A 16,860-nucleotide genomic window follows, 5' to 3' on the forward strand; every position below is an offset into this window, starting at 1 on the left:
CTCGGATACATGATGATTGGAGATGGCGAAACTGACGGATTTTTTTAGATTGGGCATACGAAAAGAATGGATAGATGCGCTGCAAGCAAATGGAATTACAGAGCCGACCCCGATCCAGGAAAAAGCGATTCCTGCGCTGTTGGCAGGCAAGGATGTGATTTCCCAGGCGCAGACAGGAACGGGGAAGACGCTTGCTTTTGTCCTGCCGATTTTGGAGAAAGCGGACCCGGACTCAAACGATGTGCAGGCGCTGGTGCTCACACCTACCCGCGAGCTGGCTCTGCAAATTACGGCAGAGGTGAAAAAGCTGACGGCTGCCACAGATGATCTGCACGTGCTGGCCGTATATGGCGGACAAGACGTCGACCGGCAACTGCGCAAGCTGGCGGGCAAAAAGCAGGTGGTGATCGCTACTCCCGGCAGATTGCTGGATCACATGAGACGAGGAACGATCGATTTGTCGACCGTCTCCATGTTTGTTCTCGATGAGGCAGACCAGATGCTGCATATGGGCTTTTTGCCAGAGGTGGAAGACATCGCGGCGAGCCTGCCTGACAAGCGGCAGACGATGCTGTTTTCCGCGACGATGACGCCGCAGGTGCGCGCACTGGCGCAGCGCTTCATGCAAAATCCGGAAGATATCCGGGTGCAAGGCAAACGGATTACACTGGCGAATATCCGGCAAATCGCCGTGGAAACGACGGATCGTGCGAAACAGTCTGCCTTGCGTACCTTGATTGATGAAGAACGCCCGTTTTTGGCAGTCATCTTTTGTCGCACGAAACGCCGGGCGAGCACGTTGAATGCCGCCCTGCAAGGCTTTGGCTATTTGTCGGACGAGCTGCACGGCGATTTGTCGCAGGCAAAACGCGAGGATGTAATGAAGCGTTTTCGAGAAGCGAGAATCCAGTTGCTGGTGGCAACGGATGTAGCAGCGCGCGGGCTTGACGTCGAGGGAGTCACTCACGTGTTCAATTACGACATCCCGGAAGATGTCGACAGCTACATTCACCGGATCGGCAGAACGGGCCGGGCCAAAGAAAAGGGCATCGCTTATACGATGGTGGCGGCCAAGGATCGGGCACAGCTCGCAGAGATTGAAAAAGGAATCGCCATGACTTTGGAGCGGCGTGCGAGCGAGCGGGCGGCGGATTACGGGGAGAACGAGGAGCATAAGCAGCACAAGACAAAGCATAAGGGGCAGGAGCGCGCAGGCAGAGGCGGTCAGCGTGGAGGCAAACCAGCCAGAACAGAAGGCGAGCACCGTGGGAGCAAGCCAGCCAGAGCAGAAGGTGAGCACCGTGGAAGCAGGCCAGCCAGAGCAGAAGGCGAGCACCGTGGGAGCAAGCCAGCCAGAGCAGAAGGCGAGCACCGTGGGAGCAGGCCAGCCAGAGCAGAAGGCGAGCACCGTGGAAGCAGGCCAACCAGAGCAGAAGGCGAGCACCGTGGAAACAGGCCAGCCAGAGCTGAGGGCGGTCAACGTGGGGGCAAACCACCTAAAGCCGAGGGTAAGCAACAGGCCGGGAAAGGGAAGCGCGAGACGGGAAAACGCGGGCAGCACGGAGCCGATCGCCAGCAGCAAACCGCTCGCTTGACCCCCAAAAATGGGGATGACCAGCGAACCCAGGAACGGATGACGAAAACAGGGCAGAGCAGCGAGCGATTGGCAGGCAGAAGCGATTTTGCGGGCAAATCCGCAAATGCTTCGCGCAAGCCGGGGGCTTTTTCCCATAAGCGAGCAGAGAAGCAGCATGGTGGCAGCGCTCGTTTTGATGGCCAAAAACAGACAGGCAAACGGCCAAGTCCGGCGCCAGCAAAACGCGGCAGCACCGCTCGAAGGACCAAGAAGCGCTGAATGAAATAAAGCGAGGAAAAAGAAAGACCGTTCCGCCGGGAAAAAGGCAGGAACGGTCTTTTGTGTATTCCGATCAGCTGTCTGGAAAGACGCGCGAACGTGTAAGGAAACGCACTCCTTCGGGCCCTTCGAGCGAGAACATTCCGCCACGACCCGTGACAACATCGATGATCAGCTGAGTATGCTTCCAATACTCGTACTGCGCTTTTCCCATGTAAAACGGGCAGCCGCCAATTTCGCCCAGCAGCACATCCTGTTCCCCGACGAGAAATTCACCTAGCGGGTAGCACATAGGCGAGCTTCCATCGCAGCAGCCCCCTGATTGATGAAACATCAAGTCGCCATGCTTGGCGCGCAGCCGTTCGATCAGCTCCAGGGCAGCGTCTGTAGCGAGCACTTTCTCAGGCTGGCTCATCGATCAAAAGAAGCCCAATGCCTGCTCACTGTAGCTAACCAGCAGGTTTTTGGTTTGCTGGTAGTGGGCGAGCATCATTTTGTGATTTTCGCGGCCAATACCGGACATTTTGTATCCGCCGAATGCGGCGTGCGCCGGGTAAGCGTGGTAGCAGTTGGTCCATACGCGGCCAGCCTGGATTTCACGTCCTACGCGGTAAGCGGTGTTCACATCGCGCGTCCATAAGCCGGAGCCGAGGCCGTACAGCGTGTCGTTGGCGATAGCCAGCGCTTCGTCCGTGTCTTTGAAGGTCGTCACGGAGACTACCGGGCCGAAGATTTCTTCCTGGAAGATGCGCATTTTGTTGTGTCCTTTGAAGACGGTAGGCTGGATGTAGTAGCCGCCTTCGAGGTCTCCTTCCAACTGCGCACGGGAGCCGCCGATCAGGCAATCTGCCCCTTCCTGTTTTCCGATATCGAGGTAGGAGAGAATTTTTTCAACTTGCTCCAGGGAAGCCTGGGCGCCAATCATGGTGTCGGTATCCAGCGGGTTGCCTTGCTTGATGCTGGCTACGCGTTTCAGAGCGCGCTCCATGAACTGGTCGTAAATGCTTTCGTGAATGAGGGCGCGGGACGGGCATGTGCAAACTTCCCCCTGGTTGAGTGCAAACAGCACGAAGCCTTCAATTGCTTTGTTCAAGAAAGCGTCGTCTTTGGCACACACGTCCGGGAAGAAGATGTTCGGAGATTTTCCGCCCAGCTCCAATGTGACCGGAATAATATTTTGGGAGGCGTACTGCATGATCAGTCGACCTGTAGTCGTCTCTCCGGTAAATGCGATTTTGGCGATGCGGTTGCTGGATGCGAGCGGTTTGCCAGCTTCCAGACCGAAGCCGTTTACGACGTTCACGACGCCCGGAGGCAGCAAGTCGCCGATCAGCTCCATCAGCACCATGATCGAAGCAGGAGTTTGCTCTGCGGGCTTGAGGACAACGCAGTTTCCTGCTGCCAGAGCGGGAGCGAGCTTCCATGTAGCCATCAGCAGCGGGAAGTTCCAAGGAATGATTTGTCCGACGACACCGAGCGGCTCGTGGAAATGGTAAGCGACTGTGTCGTTGTCGATTTCAGCCAGCGAGCTTTCTTGGGCGCGAATCGCTCCGGCAAAGTAACGGAAGTGATCGATCGCCAGCGGGATATCGGCAGCCAGCGTCTCGCGGACAGGCTTTCCGTTTTCCCACGTCTCAGCCGTTGCCAAAAGTTCCAGATTGGCTTCCATGCGGTCTGCGATCTTCAAGAGGATGTTGGATCGCTGTGTAACAGAGGTGCGTCCCCAAGCGTCTTTGGCTTCGTGGGCGGCATCCAGTGCAAGCTCGATATCTTCTGCAGTGGAGCGAGCTACTTCGCAAAATGCTTTGCCGTTTACAGGAGATAAGTTTTCAAAATATTCACCCTTCACCGGCGGTACCCAATTGCCCCCGATGTAGTTTTCATAGCGATTTTTGAAAGTCACCTTGGAACCGGCTTGACCGGGTTGAGCGTAGATCATGCGAACGCCTCCTCTAATATCACCTTTTTCTTTACGGCTTTTTCTAAAAGCAAATCCTGTACCAACTGCCGGGAAGCTGGAAATGACAGCGTTTTCGAAAAAGTAAGACAGCAAAAATGCTCCATAATGGAGCAAAAGTTGTTCCGTTTTGGGACACCTCGTAAATATTTGGGAGCGTTAGACAAGGAACTGCTTTTTCCGCCAAGATTCGCATACTTACTCGTGCTATACTGGTAGTGAATGATTTTTGGGGGAGGGAAGAGTGTTGTCAACGATTGTCAAGCAATCTTGGAAGCGCTGCCAGGAATCGAACCTCAATGCTTGGGAGAAAGCCAATGACCAAATCATTTCCAGCAAAAGAATCAAAGAAATCATTCAGGAAAATCACCCTCTGATTCAGGAAAGCCTCCCGCTGTTCAACAAGCTCGCTCCCTTTTTGTTGTCGACAGAGCACATCGCTTTGTTGTCGGATCGGGATGGCAATATCATTCACACTGTCGGCGACCCCGTGTTTGCCAATCAGGCGCAAAAAGTGCAACTGCAAATCGGGGCGAATTGGACAGAAAATTCAAAAGGAACGAACGCGATCGGGACGGCGCTGATCGCGCAGCAGCCTGTTCAAATACAAGGAGAGCAGCACTACTTTTTGGAGAACCGCTTTCTCACGTGCTCGGCGGCGCCGATTTTTTCACCGACTGGCGAGTTGCTCGGCGTCATCGACATCAGTACGCGCAAGGAATACTCCCATCCGTTTGCTTTGACCATCGCTTGCATGATTGCGGAAACGCTGCAAAACCGCTTTTTGTACGCCGATGCACAGCGGGTCATCGCGCTTGGCGAGAGTCCGGTTGTGAAAGGAGAGCCGGGAAAAGTGCCACTGGTCGGTCTGGATCGGGACGGACGACTGATCGGCTTCAATGAGCCTGCCAAGCAGCAGCTGGGAACGGAAGCACTTGGGAAAAGGCTTCCGCAAGAGTACGAGCGCGCAGGACGAGAGGTGCAGGACAAACGCCCGCGCCTGTTCACGTCAGGCTCATGGACAGATGCTTCATCCAAGACGTCGGATGCGGATGCTTTGAAAAGTTTGAAAAAGCCAAAGACGCAGCTCAAGCCGTTTCCTCGTCTCGCAGGTTCTTGCCCGCTGTTTTTGCAGGCGAAAATGCTGGGGCAAAAGGCGGCGCAGGTCGACTTTCCCGTGCTGATCCTGGGGGAGAGCGGCACGGGCAAAGAGCTGTTCGCGCAGATGGTTCACGAGACGGGACCACGGGCGCAGGAGCCTTTTATCGCCGTGAACTGCAGTGCGATATCAGAAAATTTGATCGAAAGCGAATTGTTCGGCTACGAAAGCGGGGCATTTACCGGGGCGAATCGCGAAGGAAGGATCGGCAAGTTTGAGGCGGCGAAAAAAGGCACGATCTTTTTGGATGAGATCGGCGATATGTCTTTGCGCGGACAAGCCGCTCTTCTGCGGGTGTTGCAGGAGAAGGTCGTCACGCCAGTAGGCAGCAACCAGTCCCGGCCGATTCAGGCGAGAATCATTGCGGCAACGCATCGCAATTTGCCGGAAGAAATCAAGGCGGGACGTTTCCGGGCTGACTTGTACTATCGGCTCAAAGGAGTCTCGATTCACTTGCCGCCGTTGCGAAAACGAAGCGATATCATCCAGGTGGCGGAGCATCTGATGCAGCAAATTGCCCCTGAGCAGCCAAGCGAATTGCTCCCGAGTGCGAAAGCGAAGCTCGTTGCCTATTCCTGGCCGGGAAATGTGCGCGAACTGCAAGGAGTGCTGGTGCAGGCCGCTTTTTTGTCCGATGGCGATGATATTGGCGAGGAGCACATCCAACTGGAGGGCTTGACGGAAGAAGCGGAGCATGAGCAAGGGATTCCGTCTTTGCGGGAGACCGAGCTTGTGGCGATCAGACGCGCGCTCCATTCGAGCGGCGGCAACGTCAGCAAAGCGGCAAAGCTGCTTCAGATCGGGCGGAATACGCTGTACCGCAAGATGGCGGAGTATCAGCTTGGGGCGCCTTTTTATATGGGGGAGTCATGACGAAGTGGTACAAGTTTGATAAAAACTCGATCAGATAGCATTTAGCAAATAACGTGAACTCTTCTGCATTAACTTGAAGCTGTAAAATCACAACTCATTGGAGTAGGGAAATGATAACTAAACAATACGATTTGCATTACAAAAAACGGCACCCGATAATACCGGGTGCCGTTTTAGTATTGTATGGCGTCTTAACCAAGACTAATATTTTTTCTCCTGGTGCTTGAACACACTATTCGTTTTATCGGAGCCTAAATTAGCAGGTGTAGCATACTGTCTTACACCATCAGTGTCTTCTAAATAGAAGTACATAACTTCGGGTTCATCGGCAAAAATCACCTTTGCTCCAAAGGATGGGAGTTTGCCATAGTGAGTGGTAATAGATATGATGTCGCTGCTTTTATATCCCTTCATCAGAAGATATTCTTCAACATCTCTTTTTAACTTATATTTTTCGAAGTTAATGAAACCTACAAATAAAAGAACTGCACAAATCGCAACTGATGCAGAAATGATTAACCATTTTTTCATAAATATCTCTCCTTTTTCTATCAATGCATGAATAGGTAGTATCGGCAATGGAAATGGCCCAAAATTAAGAAGTAGGAAGAAGATATGCGATGGGCATGGCCAACAACGAGTACAAAGATCACCGATGATTATGGTGATGTTGGTGACCGTTGGCATAAGGGAATTGACATTGGAGTTAAAAAGAAAGATGTATATTCAGTGGCCGAAGGTAAAGTCATTCAAAGCGGGCATTTTAAAGATGGGGTTACCTATGCTATTACCATTGAACATAACGATAGAGACCCAGATACCAATAAGAAGCTAATTACGAGATACCTTCACTTAGAACCTAAAGAGCTTTACTATACAACGAATGAAAAAGTAAAAAAAGGCACAACGATTGCTATGTCTGGAACCAGTGGAGCGACTGGATATCATTTGCACTTTGATGTAAATGCAAAAGGTTTGGAAAAACCGGGAGATCGGGATACTTTTTCTCCTTGGGTATTCTGGCCAGAAAATAGGCCAAACTTGTTAAGTGCTTTGGATTTACAAGGACATGGAGAACATGAACAGGAAAATGGGCATACTCATCCTGAAGATGAAGATTTCTTTGACTTCCTGGTTATTTCTTATGTCGGATCGGATGCGTTTTATAGTTGGTTCTATTCAGTCGAAGAGTCTGAAAGAACGACGGAAAATTTCAAAAAGCAATTTAATTTAAGCGATAATGACATTGAAGAAATTATGAACACGAAGTTGACACAAGAGGCAAAAGCAGAGGTTATTAACGCATCTGCAAATCAGTAAAAAATCTACACTCCCGTGATTTGAACATGGGAGTGTAGATTTTTCCAATATCAAGTAAGGAGGAATAACATGAAGAACAAAAAAGGGTACCTACTCATTCTCGGATTGCTGGTAATTGTATTCGTTATTTTATATTCAACGGGCATTATTGGACGCTCCGTTAGCATACAAGAAACTCAGTCGATCAGTGCTAATGATGTGATTAATGAAGTTGAAAAAATAAAGAATGAAGTCAAGATCGGTCTAACGATGAATGAAATAAAACAGCTTTATGGTAGTAACTATACGTTAGTTAACGACAACGGCGATCTTGAGAATGGGAATGACGAGCATTGGACGTATCGATTCCTTGGAGATGTCAATTACAAGCCTGCGGGCCCGGATCATATGATAGACGAAGAAGGTATGTTAAGTGGAAAAGCAGGAGTGGAGCTATTCATCGGTTGGAAAAATGAAAAGATAACGTTGTTTACGATCACTTATCTAGGTACCGACAAACATATTCATTTTTACAGTAACGTAAATGGAAAAATTGAAGAGAGTGTTATCAAATAAGCTGAAAGTGGAATGTAGCTTAATTTATAGCCTACGTTTGAAGCGCAACGTTTTGAATGAGGGAACCCCTTGCAGGCTAAGTCGGCATTGTACGACGAATAGAGTGGGGTTTCATCGAAGTAAATCAACTCGGCGGAAATACTGACGAATTGCTTTTCTCTGCATGGGAGAAAAAGAGTTCGTCTTTTTTAGAATGAAAATCCAATGAGGGAGTGCTTCGCTTGAAAAACGACCTGCAAGTAAAGTGTCAGATTATGGAATGCAGGAAAGGGCATGAACGGAGCTGCTTGACCAATTAAAAACTGCCGACAGTCTGAGTGTTGCAACATTTTGTTGCAACACTTTTTTAAAAAAGATAAGCATGACTTCCAAATTATGATATAAAAAATAAAAAGACTGAATGTTTCGGGTATTTCTGTGCAAAGATGAACGATTGGCATTAAAGGTGCATTAGATCAGTGCATCCGATTATTCTTTAAAATTGAATTAATTCAAGGAGGGAGACGATTGCTGCAATATTCGATCGCAGTCATACCAGGAGACGGCATTGGTCCAGAGGTGATGGACGAGGGATTGAAGGTGTTGACGGCCGTAGAGGAAGCGCATGGAGGGATTCGTTTTACCCGCGAGATTATGGACTGGAACTGCCAGTATTACCTCACGAACGGCAGGATGATGCCGGAAAATGGACTGGACATATTGAAAGACCACGATCTGATTTTGCTGGGAGCGATTGGAGCGCCAGAGGTGCCCGATCACGTATCGGTGTGGGAGTTGATTTTGCCGATTCGCCGCAGCTTTTCGCAATATGTGAACCTGCGGCCTGTAAAGCTGCTCAAAGGTCTGGAAAGCCCTCTGCGCTACAAAGGACATGCCGATCTCGATTTTGTCGTCGTGCGGGAAAACACCGAGGGCGAGTATTCCAACATGGGAGGGCGGATGCACCAGGGGACGCCTTACGAGATGGCGGTGCAAAACAACGTCTTCACCCGGTATGGCACGGAGCGCATTCTTCGCTACGCGTACGCGCTGGCAGAGAAACGTCCGACAAAAAGCGTGACGGCAGCTACCAAATCGAACGGAATCAACCATTCCATGCCGTTCTGGGATGAGATCGTCAAGGAGATCAGCCTGGAGCACCCGGACGTTCGCACCAACTTGTATCATATCGACGCATTGGCCGCCTATTTTATCACCAGACCGGAGACGTTTGAGGTGGTGGTTGCGAGCAACTTGTTTGGAGACATTTTGACAGACCTGGGGGCAGCCATAGTCGGCGGGCTTGGGCTGGCTCCGTCGGCCAACATCAATCCGGAGCGCCAATACCCGTCGATGTTCGAGCCGATCCACGGATCAGCCCCTGATATTGCCGGAAAAGGGATCGCCAATCCGATCGCGCAAGTGTGGAGCCTGAGCATGATGATGGATCATCTCGATTTGCCGGAAATCAGTGCTCTGATCATGAACGCAATCGAGCAAGTTGTCCAGGAGGGCAAGGTGCTGACGCCTGACCTGGGGGGCAAGGCGACCACGAGGGAGTTGGGGGACGAGATTGTCCGGCACATTTATTTGGGGACGAGATAAAGAGACAAGGGAGGAAGAGAGTATGGAAGCGAAAGCGTATGATTTGTACATCGGCGGAGAATGGATCAAAACGAGCAGCTATATCCCTGTTTTGCACAAATACACCGGCGAGTGCATCTCGCAGATTGCCCGCGCCGAACGGCACCATGTCCAGACAGCGGTAGAGGCAGCGTGGGAGACATTTCGGAACGATCGGCTGACGCCGTTTCAGCGCTATAAAATTTTGCTGAAGGCGTCTGAGCTGATGGAAGCGCGCCGGGACGAGATGGAGCTTTCCCTCATCCGCGAAGTCGGGAAAACGCGCAAAGATGCGATGAACGAACTGGATCGTACGATTAATACGCTTCGCTTGTCTGCGGAAGAAGCCAAAAAAATTCATGGCGAGATGATCCCGCTGCAATCGACGGAAGGCTCGGAAAATCGCCTCGGGTTCACGATCCGCGTACCGAAAGGCGTCATTGGCGCGATTACGCCTTTCAACTATCCGCTGCTGCTCAGCACGCACAAGATCGCTCCGGCTCTGGCGGCAGGCAATACGCTGGTGGTCAAGCCGGCGACTGTCACGCCGCTCGCGACCTTTTTGCTGGTGGAAGTACTGGAGGAGGCAGGGCTGCCAAAAGGCTATGTGAACATCGTGACGGGGGCGGGCAGCGAAGTGGGCGAGTGGCTTTTGGACGAAGAACGCATCGCCATGTACACCTTTACCGGGTCGGGCGAGGTTGGCCGCCATATCAAAGCGCGCAGCGGCATGCGGCCTGTCGCTCTGGAGCTTGGCAACAACTCGCCCAATATCGTTCACTACGATGCGGATGTGGAGCTGGCGGCTCGGCAGACGGCTGCGCGCAGCTTTCATAATGCAGGTCAGGCGTGCATTGCCGTCCAGCGCATTTACGTGCACGAAGATGTGTTTCCGGCATTCAGCGAGCAGTATATCGCGCACGTCAAGCAGTTGAAGGTAGGCGACCCGGAGGACCCGGCCACAGATGTCGGCCCGATGATCAGCGAAAAAGAGGCAAAGCGGACAGAAGAGTGGGTACGGGAAGCGATCAGCGAAGGAGCAACAGCGCTTTTACCCATCAGGCGGGAGGGCGCTCTGTTTTATCCGGCGGTGCTTGTGAATACGAAACCGGATATGAAGGTAGTGTGCCGGGAAGTGTTCGCCCCGGTAGTGACGATTATTCCGTACAGCGATCTGGAGGATGCTTTTGCCCAGGCGAATGATTCGGAATACGGCTTGCAAGCGGGGATTTTTACCCGTGATCTGAATGTCGCGATGAAAGCGGCGCGCACGCTGGAGTACGGCGGGGTAGTCATCAATGACGTCTCTACGTACCGCAATGACGTGATGCCGTACGGAGGCGTGAAAAACAGCGGACTCGGCAAGGAAGGACCGCGCTATGCCGTGGAAGAAATGACCGACGAGCGAATGGTGGTGATCAATCTATGAGCGGTCAACTGCTGCAAGGGAAAACGGCGATCGTCACAGGCGCTGCTTCCGGAATGGGAAAAGCGACTGCCAAGCTGTTCGCGGCGGAGGGAGCGAATGTCGTCCTGGCTGATTTGAACAAAGAGGCGGCTGTGCAGGTCGCTCTGGAATTGCCGGACGGGAGGGGCCATGCCGTGCAAGTCGACGTGGCCGATGACGAAAGTGTAGCCGCGCTGATTCAAGAGACAGTCGCCGTCTTCGGTGCGCCTGACGTGTTGGTCAATTGCGCCGGAGTTCCGCAAGCTTTTACTCCGATTGAGGAGCTGACATTGGAGCAGTGGGATCGGATCATGTCCGTCAACGCGAAGTCGCTCTACTTGACGGCCAGACATGCGGTTCCGCACATGAAGGCGAAAGCGAGGGGCAGCATCATCAACATCGCCTCCATCGCGGGCATCCGCGCGCGTCCCGGCCTGAATGCCTACTGCGCTTCCAAAGGCGCGGCGATCATGCTGAGCAAGGCTCTGGCAATCGAACTGGCTCCTTATCAAATCAGAGTCAATGTCATCAATCCTGGCCCGGCGGAGACTCCCATGCTGGGCAAGTTCATCAACGGAGACGAGCAAGAGGTAGAAGCCGGGAAAAAGGACATTTTCATCAGCAGCGTTCCATTGGGCATGCTGATTCAGCCGGAGGATATCGCGCAGGCCGCTCTGTACCTGGCTTCCGATCTGTCCAAGATCGTGACTGGGGAAGTCATGAACGTTGATGGCGGGAGGGGAATCTAGTCTATGGAGAAGCAGCAAAGGAGAGAGTGTGTGTGGATTATCGGCAGCAACTAGCAAGTTTGTTGGGAGAGGACAGAGTGACGACCAATCCGACTGTCCTCATGAATCATAGCCATGATGAATCGTACCATCCCCCTCATCTGCCGGATGTTGTCGTGTTTCCGCAGTCTGCGGATGAGGTCAGCGCCATTTTGCAGCTGGCTAATGAACAGCGTATTGCCGTGACACCGTTTGGTCTGGGCACCAGTCTGGAAGGCCATGCGATTCCGTATGCAGGGGGAATCAGTATGGACTTTTCGCTGATGAACCAAGTGCTGGAGGTGCGTCCGCAAGACTTTTTGGTCAGAGTACAGCCGGGGGTGACGCGCACTCAGCTCAATCGCGAGTTGAAAAAGCACGGTTTGTTCTTTTCCGTTGATCCGGGTGCTGACGCGACATTAGGCGGGATGGCGGCCACCAATGCGAGTGGCACCACTTCCGTCCGCTACGGTGTCATGCGCGACCAGGTCCGCGATTTGCAGGTCGTTCTCGCAGACGGGCGGATCATTCATACGGGCAGCATGACGGCCAAATCATCGTCCGGGTATCACCTGACAGGGCTGTTCGTCGGATCAGAAGGGACATTGGGCGTGTTTACAGAACTGACGCTACGTGTGTACGGGATTCCCGAGGCGACGATGGCAGCGCGGGCCAGCTTCCCAACCGTTCAAGACGCGGTAGATACGGTCGTGGATATTATGGGAGCGGGGATTCCCGTTGCCCGCATCGAGCTGGTTGACGAGCGTTCCATTCAGCAGGTGAATTTGTACAAGGAAACGAGCTATCCGGAAAACCCGACGCTTTTTATTGAGTTTCACGGCAGCGAGCAAAGCCTTGCGCATGACATTGAGTTCGCCCAAAACATCAGTGCCGAGCACGGTTGCACGCAGTTTCTGTTCGAGACTGATTCCAAAGCCCGTGCCGCGCTTTGGGATGCGCGTCACAATCTGGCTTACGCTTTTCTGCACAAATCGCCCGGCAAAAAAATGATGGTGACCGATGTATGCGTGCCTTTTTCCGAACTGGCGAAGGCAGTCGTGGACGCCCGGCAGGCCATTGACCGCTCAGGTTTGGATGGAGCCGTGCTGGGACATGTCGGCGACGGAAACTACCACGCGATTTTGATGATCGACGTACATGATGCACAAGAAATGGCCCGAGCCGAGGAACTGAATGCCCATCTGGTAGAGTACGCGCTGAGCCGCGGCGGGACGTGCACCGGAGAGCATGGCGTAGGAGTGGGCAAAGTCAAATATCAGCGCAAGGAGCACGGAGCGGCGCTGGACGTGATGCGGTCGATGAAGCAAGTTCTCGATCCGAACGCCATCCTGAACCCGGGGAAAATATTCGCAAACTAGCAATGGCCTGCATTCTGATCTGGCATGATCGAATGCAGGTTTTTCTTTTTGGCGAAATATGGCGAAAGGTAGAGGAGAAAGGGCGAGGATGTGGAATGTAGGAGATTGGTAAATAAACATTTCGCAAGGCAGGGAGGCAGGCATGCATGAAGTCGATTGTTGAGATTGCCCAGGCAGCAGGGATCGATGAGCAGGATCTGGAGCTTTACGGAAAGTTTAAGGCAAAAATATCTGATGAACTATGGAATAAGATAAAAGATCGACCTGATGGCAAGCTGATTCTCGTCACCGCGATGAATCCGAATCCAGCCGGAGCGGGTAAAACGCTGACGACGATCGGTCTGTCGCAGTCGCTTAATTTGCTTGGAAAGAAAACGATTGCCGCTCTCAGGGAGCCATCTCTGGGGCCGTGCATGGGCATCAAGGGAGGCGCTACCGGAAGCGGCAAGGCGCAAATTCTCCCCGCGGATGAAATCAACCTGCACTTTACCGGAGACATTCATGCGATTACAGCTGCGCACAATTTGCTCGCAGCGATGATTGACAATCATATTTTCCACGGCAATCCGCGCGGCATCAATCCGAAGAAGATTGTCTGGAAACGGGCGATGGACATGAATGACCGAGCGCTCAGAAATATTGTGGTCGGACTCGGCGAAGGCAACGGCATGACACGCGAGGACGGCTTCATGATTACGACTGCTTCGGAGATCATGGCTATTTTGTGCTTGAGCGAAAACCTCGCCGATTTGCGCGACCGACTGAATCACATCATCATCGGCTACGATTATCAGGATCAGCCGGTTCGTGCGGAGGAAATCAACGCGGTAGAAGCAATGTGCGTCCTGCTCAAGGAAGCGATCAAGCCGAACCTGGTGCAAACGATTGAAGGCACGCCTGTCATCGTCCACGGCGGTCCTTTTGCCAACATCGCCCATGGGTGCAGCAGCGTGATCGGAACCAAAACCGCTCTCAAGCTCGCAGATTACGTCGTAACCGAAGCGGGCTTCGGCGCTGATCTGGGCGCAGAAAAGTTTTTTGATATCAAGTGCCGAAAAGCGGGACTGACTCCAGCGGCGGCCGTAGTGGTGATTACCGTTCGTTCGCTGAAATACAACGGCGGGGTGAAAGTGCCTGATCTGGCGGAAGAAAACCTCGCTGCATTGGAGGCAGGCTTTGCCAACGTCCGTCGCCATCTGGAGAACCTCCAAAAGTTCGGCGTACCAGCGATTGTAGCCATCAACCATTTTGCCACAGATACGCCAAGAGAGATCGACGCAGTCGTGAAGCTGTGCCAGGAGGCCGGAGCAGAAGCCGCGCTATCCAAGGCTTGGGCAGAAGGCGGCGAAGGTGCGGTCGAACTGGCTGAAAAAGTAACGCGGGCGGCAGAGCGTCCTTCGCAGTTCCGCTTTTTGTACGAAGAAGACCGCAGCGTGAAAGAAAAAATCGAGACGGTCGTGAAGGAGATTTACCGCGGTTCTGGCGTAGTCTTTTCCCCATTGGCATTGAAGACGATCCAAAAGATCGAAGACATGGGGCTGGCCCATCTGCCTGTCTGCATGGCGAAGACACCATACTCGTTTACAGATCGCGCTGACCAGCTGGGAGCACCTGTAGACTTCACCATTCAGGTGAGCGAGGTGCGGATTTCGGCGGGGGCAGGCTTTATCGTGGCGCTCACCGGAAGCCTGGTGACGATGCCTGGACTTCCGAAAAAGCCGGCAGCCGAGTCGCTGTACGTGGATGAGCACGGCCATGTAGAGGGACTGAGCTAAGCAACACAAAGGCAAAAAGCTGACACGGGCAACAAAGTGTCAGCTTTTTTTCGCGCTTAGGCAGAGCTAAACAAGCCTGCAAACCCGGTTGTAGTTGATCATGAGAGCTTTCTTTCGTTATCATAGAAGAGAACACCTATCTGTTTTGGAGGTTTTGCTGGAAACCAAAATTTTACCAAAAACAGACGGTGTTTTTCTATTTTTTTCTCGAAAGTTGGGAAAATTGCCTCAGATTATCAGTTGCATAGCGGAAAGGAGGCTCACAGCTACTCATTCATCCATCTTTTCCATACTTCTAAGATGAAGAGGAAGGTGCCATGTGGATCAAAAAACATTGATTACCAAGCAGCGCAATAAAATTGTCATTTGCATTGGATGGCTTATGGTAGTACTGCAAGTAGCGATCGATATAACACGAGGTTTAAGCCTTGCTTTTGTCATTCAGTGGTTCGTGTTTGCCGGGATTTGTTTGCTGCTGATGTGGATGAACCGCGCAGCGAAAACCATTTTGCTCATTCCGTATGTCTTGGTTGGCGTCCTTTCTCTTATTTGTGTTATGCATTTGCTTACTTTTCCCCGGACAGCCGAGAGGAGTATGCTAAATTTGTTCGAGTACCTCGCTCTTGTATCTCTTTATCCCAACTATCGCCCTGTTATTGCGATGTCAGTTGTAGCCATCATTACTGCGAATCTAGGTCAATATCTGAATGTTTATGCAGATGCAAATAATGTTCCGCTCGTCGTGGTTGCCATCATCACGATCTATGTCGCAAAGCTTAACGAGAACGTGTATTTGCAAGCGGAAAGCCGGCATAAGGAAACGCTGTTTGCTAAACAGCAAATCGAGCAAATTTTTGGTAAGGTGTTACATTCGGTGGAGACGCTTAAACAATTCAGCTTGTCGCTAAAAGATAATGTCCTTTTTACGGAACGCGTCTCTCGGGAAGTATTGACGTCTTTTTCCGAGGTGGCTAAAGGCGTGCAACTGCAGGCAGCAAGTGTCGGCGATATCTCCAACTCCGTACAAGATTCAAATCATGGAGTTCAGCGAGTAGCCGCCAGTTCGCAGCGCATGAAAGATTTAACATTAGCGACTGTGAAGGTAACGGAAGAAGGAAATGAACAGGTGTCGACGCTAACGAAACAAATGGCTCATATCAGTACGATCATCGATAAAACCGTGACGTTGATGAACGAGCTTCATGAACGAAATCAGCAAATCGGTTCTGTTCTTTCCAAGATTAGCGAGATCTCCAACCAAACCAACCTGCTGGCCTTGAATGCTGCCATCGAAGCAGCGCGTGCGGGAGAGCACGGGCGGGGTTTTGCCGTGGTTTCTGATGAAGTGAGGAAGCTGGCTGTCCATTCACAGCAATCGACGGAAGAAATAGCAGGCATATTGGTGGATATCCAAAATAAGACAAGCGACCTTGCCAAGCAAATCATTACCGGACAAGCCGCTGTTGTAGACAGTCAAAACGCTGCGCAGCACACAGAATCCATACTAAAACAAATTACAAATAACGCGAATAGCGTTGTGATTCAAGCGGGCGAGGTTGAGACGCTCATTCATGCGTTGGAGAATGGCTCGCTGCGGATTGTGGATGAAATCACCCAGATTTATAGCGTAACGGAACAATCGAGTGCGTCTGTAGAGCAAGTATTGGCGAGTGTAGACGAACAAACAGAACGGATTGAACAAATTGTGGCAAGCTTTAGAGAGTTGGAGCTGCTTACCGATACGTTAAGCAGCTTGGCTGTGGAGTCTGGGAAGTAACTATGATCTGATAGCATCCCCTTTAAGTAGACATGGCGTGAAAAGCGCACAATGGTTTACTTGGAGGGGCTTTTTTGTAATTTTATGCAAGAAAAGTAGTTTAGCTATCAAACAAATCGGGTAAAGATTTCGTGTGGAAAAAAATCCAAGGCATTATTTGAAAGTTAACCCACATTTTTACTTTCGTGTGCTATAGTAAATTTATAAACAAAATACGACAAAAAATGACAAAGGCAAACCTGTTGAAAGGCAGGGACGCAAAGCCACGGGTCTAAGGCAAGCAGATTGCATTTCTCTGCTGCTACGATAGCCGGGTTGCCATGCCGAACGCAAAAAGGCTGTCCGGGTGGCAGTCTTTTTTGTTGTGAAAAAAAGGATAGGAGGTACACCGTGT

13 protein-coding genes and 1 riboswitch are annotated in these 16,860 nt (G+C 51.6%); of the genes, 10 read left to right on the forward strand and 3 right to left on the reverse strand.

Translation table 11 applies throughout. From position 1 onward, the window contains the following. Positions 1–16 precede the first annotated feature (16 nt). Positions 17–1,855, forward strand: coding sequence for a DEAD/DEAH box helicase (locus IRJ17_RS05830; RefSeq protein WP_242773677.1), 1,839 nt, complete (start codon positions 17–19; stop codon positions 1,853–1,855). Positions 1,856–1,928: 73 nt separating this feature from the next. On the opposite strand, the gene IRJ17_RS05835 is transcribed toward IRJ17_RS05830, so the two are convergent. Both IRJ17_RS05835 and adh read right to left on the reverse strand, forming a co-directional pair. Continuing rightward, on the reverse strand, positions 1,929–2,270 hold the full coding sequence (locus IRJ17_RS05835; RefSeq protein WP_063228830.1) for a DUF779 domain-containing protein: 342 nt from the start codon (positions 2,268–2,270) through the stop codon (positions 1,929–1,931). Between the two features lie 3 nt (positions 2,271–2,273). After that, the gene (gene adh, locus IRJ17_RS05840; protein WP_122962462.1) at positions 2,274–3,794 is read right to left on the reverse strand and encodes an aldehyde dehydrogenase; all 1,521 of its coding nucleotides are present in this window, start codon (positions 3,792–3,794) and stop codon (positions 2,274–2,276) included. A 265-nt stretch (positions 3,795–4,059) separates the two neighbouring features. Here adh and IRJ17_RS05845 point away from each other — a divergent pair, with 265 nt between their 5' ends. Further along, a complete protein-coding gene (locus IRJ17_RS05845) occupies positions 4,060–5,844 on the forward strand; it encodes a sigma-54-dependent Fis family transcriptional regulator (RefSeq protein WP_122962463.1) in 1,785 nt (594 codons plus the stop codon). A 201-nt stretch (positions 5,845–6,045) separates the two neighbouring features. On the opposite strand, the gene IRJ17_RS05850 is transcribed toward IRJ17_RS05845, so the two are convergent. Then, positions 6,046–6,375: a DUF3139 domain-containing protein gene (locus IRJ17_RS05850; RefSeq protein WP_242773679.1), complete on the reverse strand. Its 330-nt coding sequence runs from the start codon at positions 6,373–6,375 to the stop codon at positions 6,046–6,048. Between the two features lie 84 nt (positions 6,376–6,459). Here IRJ17_RS05850 and IRJ17_RS05855 point away from each other — a divergent pair, with 84 nt between their 5' ends. The 8 genes from IRJ17_RS05855 to IRJ17_RS05890 all read left to right on the forward strand — a co-directional run bounded on the left by IRJ17_RS05855 (position 6,460) and on the right by IRJ17_RS05890 (position 16,466). Then, the gene (locus IRJ17_RS05855; RefSeq protein ID WP_173596305.1) at positions 6,460–7,164 is read left to right on the forward strand and encodes a M23 family metallopeptidase; all 705 of its coding nucleotides are present in this window, start codon (positions 6,460–6,462) and stop codon (positions 7,162–7,164) included. Positions 7,165–7,233: 69 nt separating this feature from the next. Next, complete coding sequence (locus tag IRJ17_RS05860) at positions 7,234–7,719, forward strand: hypothetical protein (RefSeq protein WP_173596306.1); 486 nt, start codon at positions 7,234–7,236, stop codon at positions 7,717–7,719. Positions 7,720–8,226: 507 nt separating this feature from the next. After that, positions 8,227–9,303 (forward strand): tartrate dehydrogenase, encoded by a 1,077-nt coding sequence (locus tag IRJ17_RS05865; protein WP_274874520.1) that lies wholly within the window; start codon positions 8,227–8,229, stop codon positions 9,301–9,303. Positions 9,304–9,325: 22 nt separating this feature from the next. Beyond that, positions 9,326–10,750, forward strand: a complete 1,425-nt coding sequence (locus tag IRJ17_RS05870) for an aldehyde dehydrogenase family protein (protein WP_242773682.1) — start codon at positions 9,326–9,328, stop codon at positions 10,748–10,750. Beyond that, positions 10,747–11,517, forward strand: a complete 771-nt coding sequence (locus IRJ17_RS05875) for an SDR family oxidoreductase (RefSeq protein WP_122962468.1) — start codon at positions 10,747–10,749, stop codon at positions 11,515–11,517. Before IRJ17_RS05870 ends, IRJ17_RS05875 begins: the two co-directional genes overlap by 4 nt. 32 nt (positions 11,518–11,549) lie before the next feature. Further along, positions 11,550–12,914, forward strand: coding sequence for an FAD-binding oxidoreductase (locus IRJ17_RS05880; RefSeq protein ID WP_122962469.1), 1,365 nt, complete (start codon positions 11,550–11,552; stop codon positions 12,912–12,914). Positions 12,915–13,060: 146 nt separating this feature from the next. Beyond that, positions 13,061–14,689, forward strand: coding sequence for a formate--tetrahydrofolate ligase (locus IRJ17_RS05885; RefSeq protein ID WP_122962470.1), 1,629 nt, complete (start codon positions 13,061–13,063; stop codon positions 14,687–14,689). A gap of 319 nt (positions 14,690–15,008) precedes the next feature. Next, a complete protein-coding gene (locus IRJ17_RS05890; RefSeq protein ID WP_122962471.1) occupies positions 15,009–16,466 on the forward strand; it encodes a methyl-accepting chemotaxis protein in 1,458 nt (485 codons plus the stop codon). Positions 16,467–16,688: 222 nt separating this feature from the next. Continuing rightward, positions 16,689–16,789, forward strand: a riboswitch (cyclic di-GMP riboswitch). Positions 16,790–16,860: the final 71 nt, after the last annotated feature.

The organism is Brevibacillus parabrevis (assembly GCF_022701015.1).
Taxonomy (GTDB): Bacteria; Bacillota; Bacilli; order Brevibacillales; family Brevibacillaceae; genus Brevibacillus; species Brevibacillus parabrevis.

Bases quoted from the DNA above. Each gene is read 5' to 3' on its own strand.
- IRJ17_RS05850 (WP_242773679.1), bottom strand. From the start codon at position 6,375: ATGAAAAAATGGTTAATCATTTCTGCATCAGTTGCGATTTGTGCAGTT.
- IRJ17_RS05885 (WP_122962470.1), top strand. From the start codon at position 13,061: ATGAAGTCGATTGTTGAGATTGCCCAGGCAGCAGGGATCGATGAGCAG.
- adh (WP_122962462.1), bottom strand. From the start codon at position 3,794: ATGATCTACGCTCAACCCGGTCAAGCCGGTTCCAAGGTGACTTTCAAA.
- IRJ17_RS05870 (WP_242773682.1), top strand. From the start codon at position 9,326: ATGGAAGCGAAAGCGTATGATTTGTACATCGGCGGAGAATGGATCAAA.
- IRJ17_RS05855 (WP_173596305.1), top strand. From the start codon at position 6,460: ATGCGATGGGCATGGCCAACAACGAGTACAAAGATCACCGATGATTAT.
- IRJ17_RS05860 (WP_173596306.1), top strand. From the start codon at position 7,234: ATGAAGAACAAAAAAGGGTACCTACTCATTCTCGGATTGCTGGTAATT.
- IRJ17_RS05835 (WP_063228830.1), bottom strand. From the start codon at position 2,270: ATGAGCCAGCCTGAGAAAGTGCTCGCTACAGACGCTGCCCTGGAGCTG.
- IRJ17_RS05875 (WP_122962468.1), top strand. From the start codon at position 10,747: ATGAGCGGTCAACTGCTGCAAGGGAAAACGGCGATCGTCACAGGCGCT.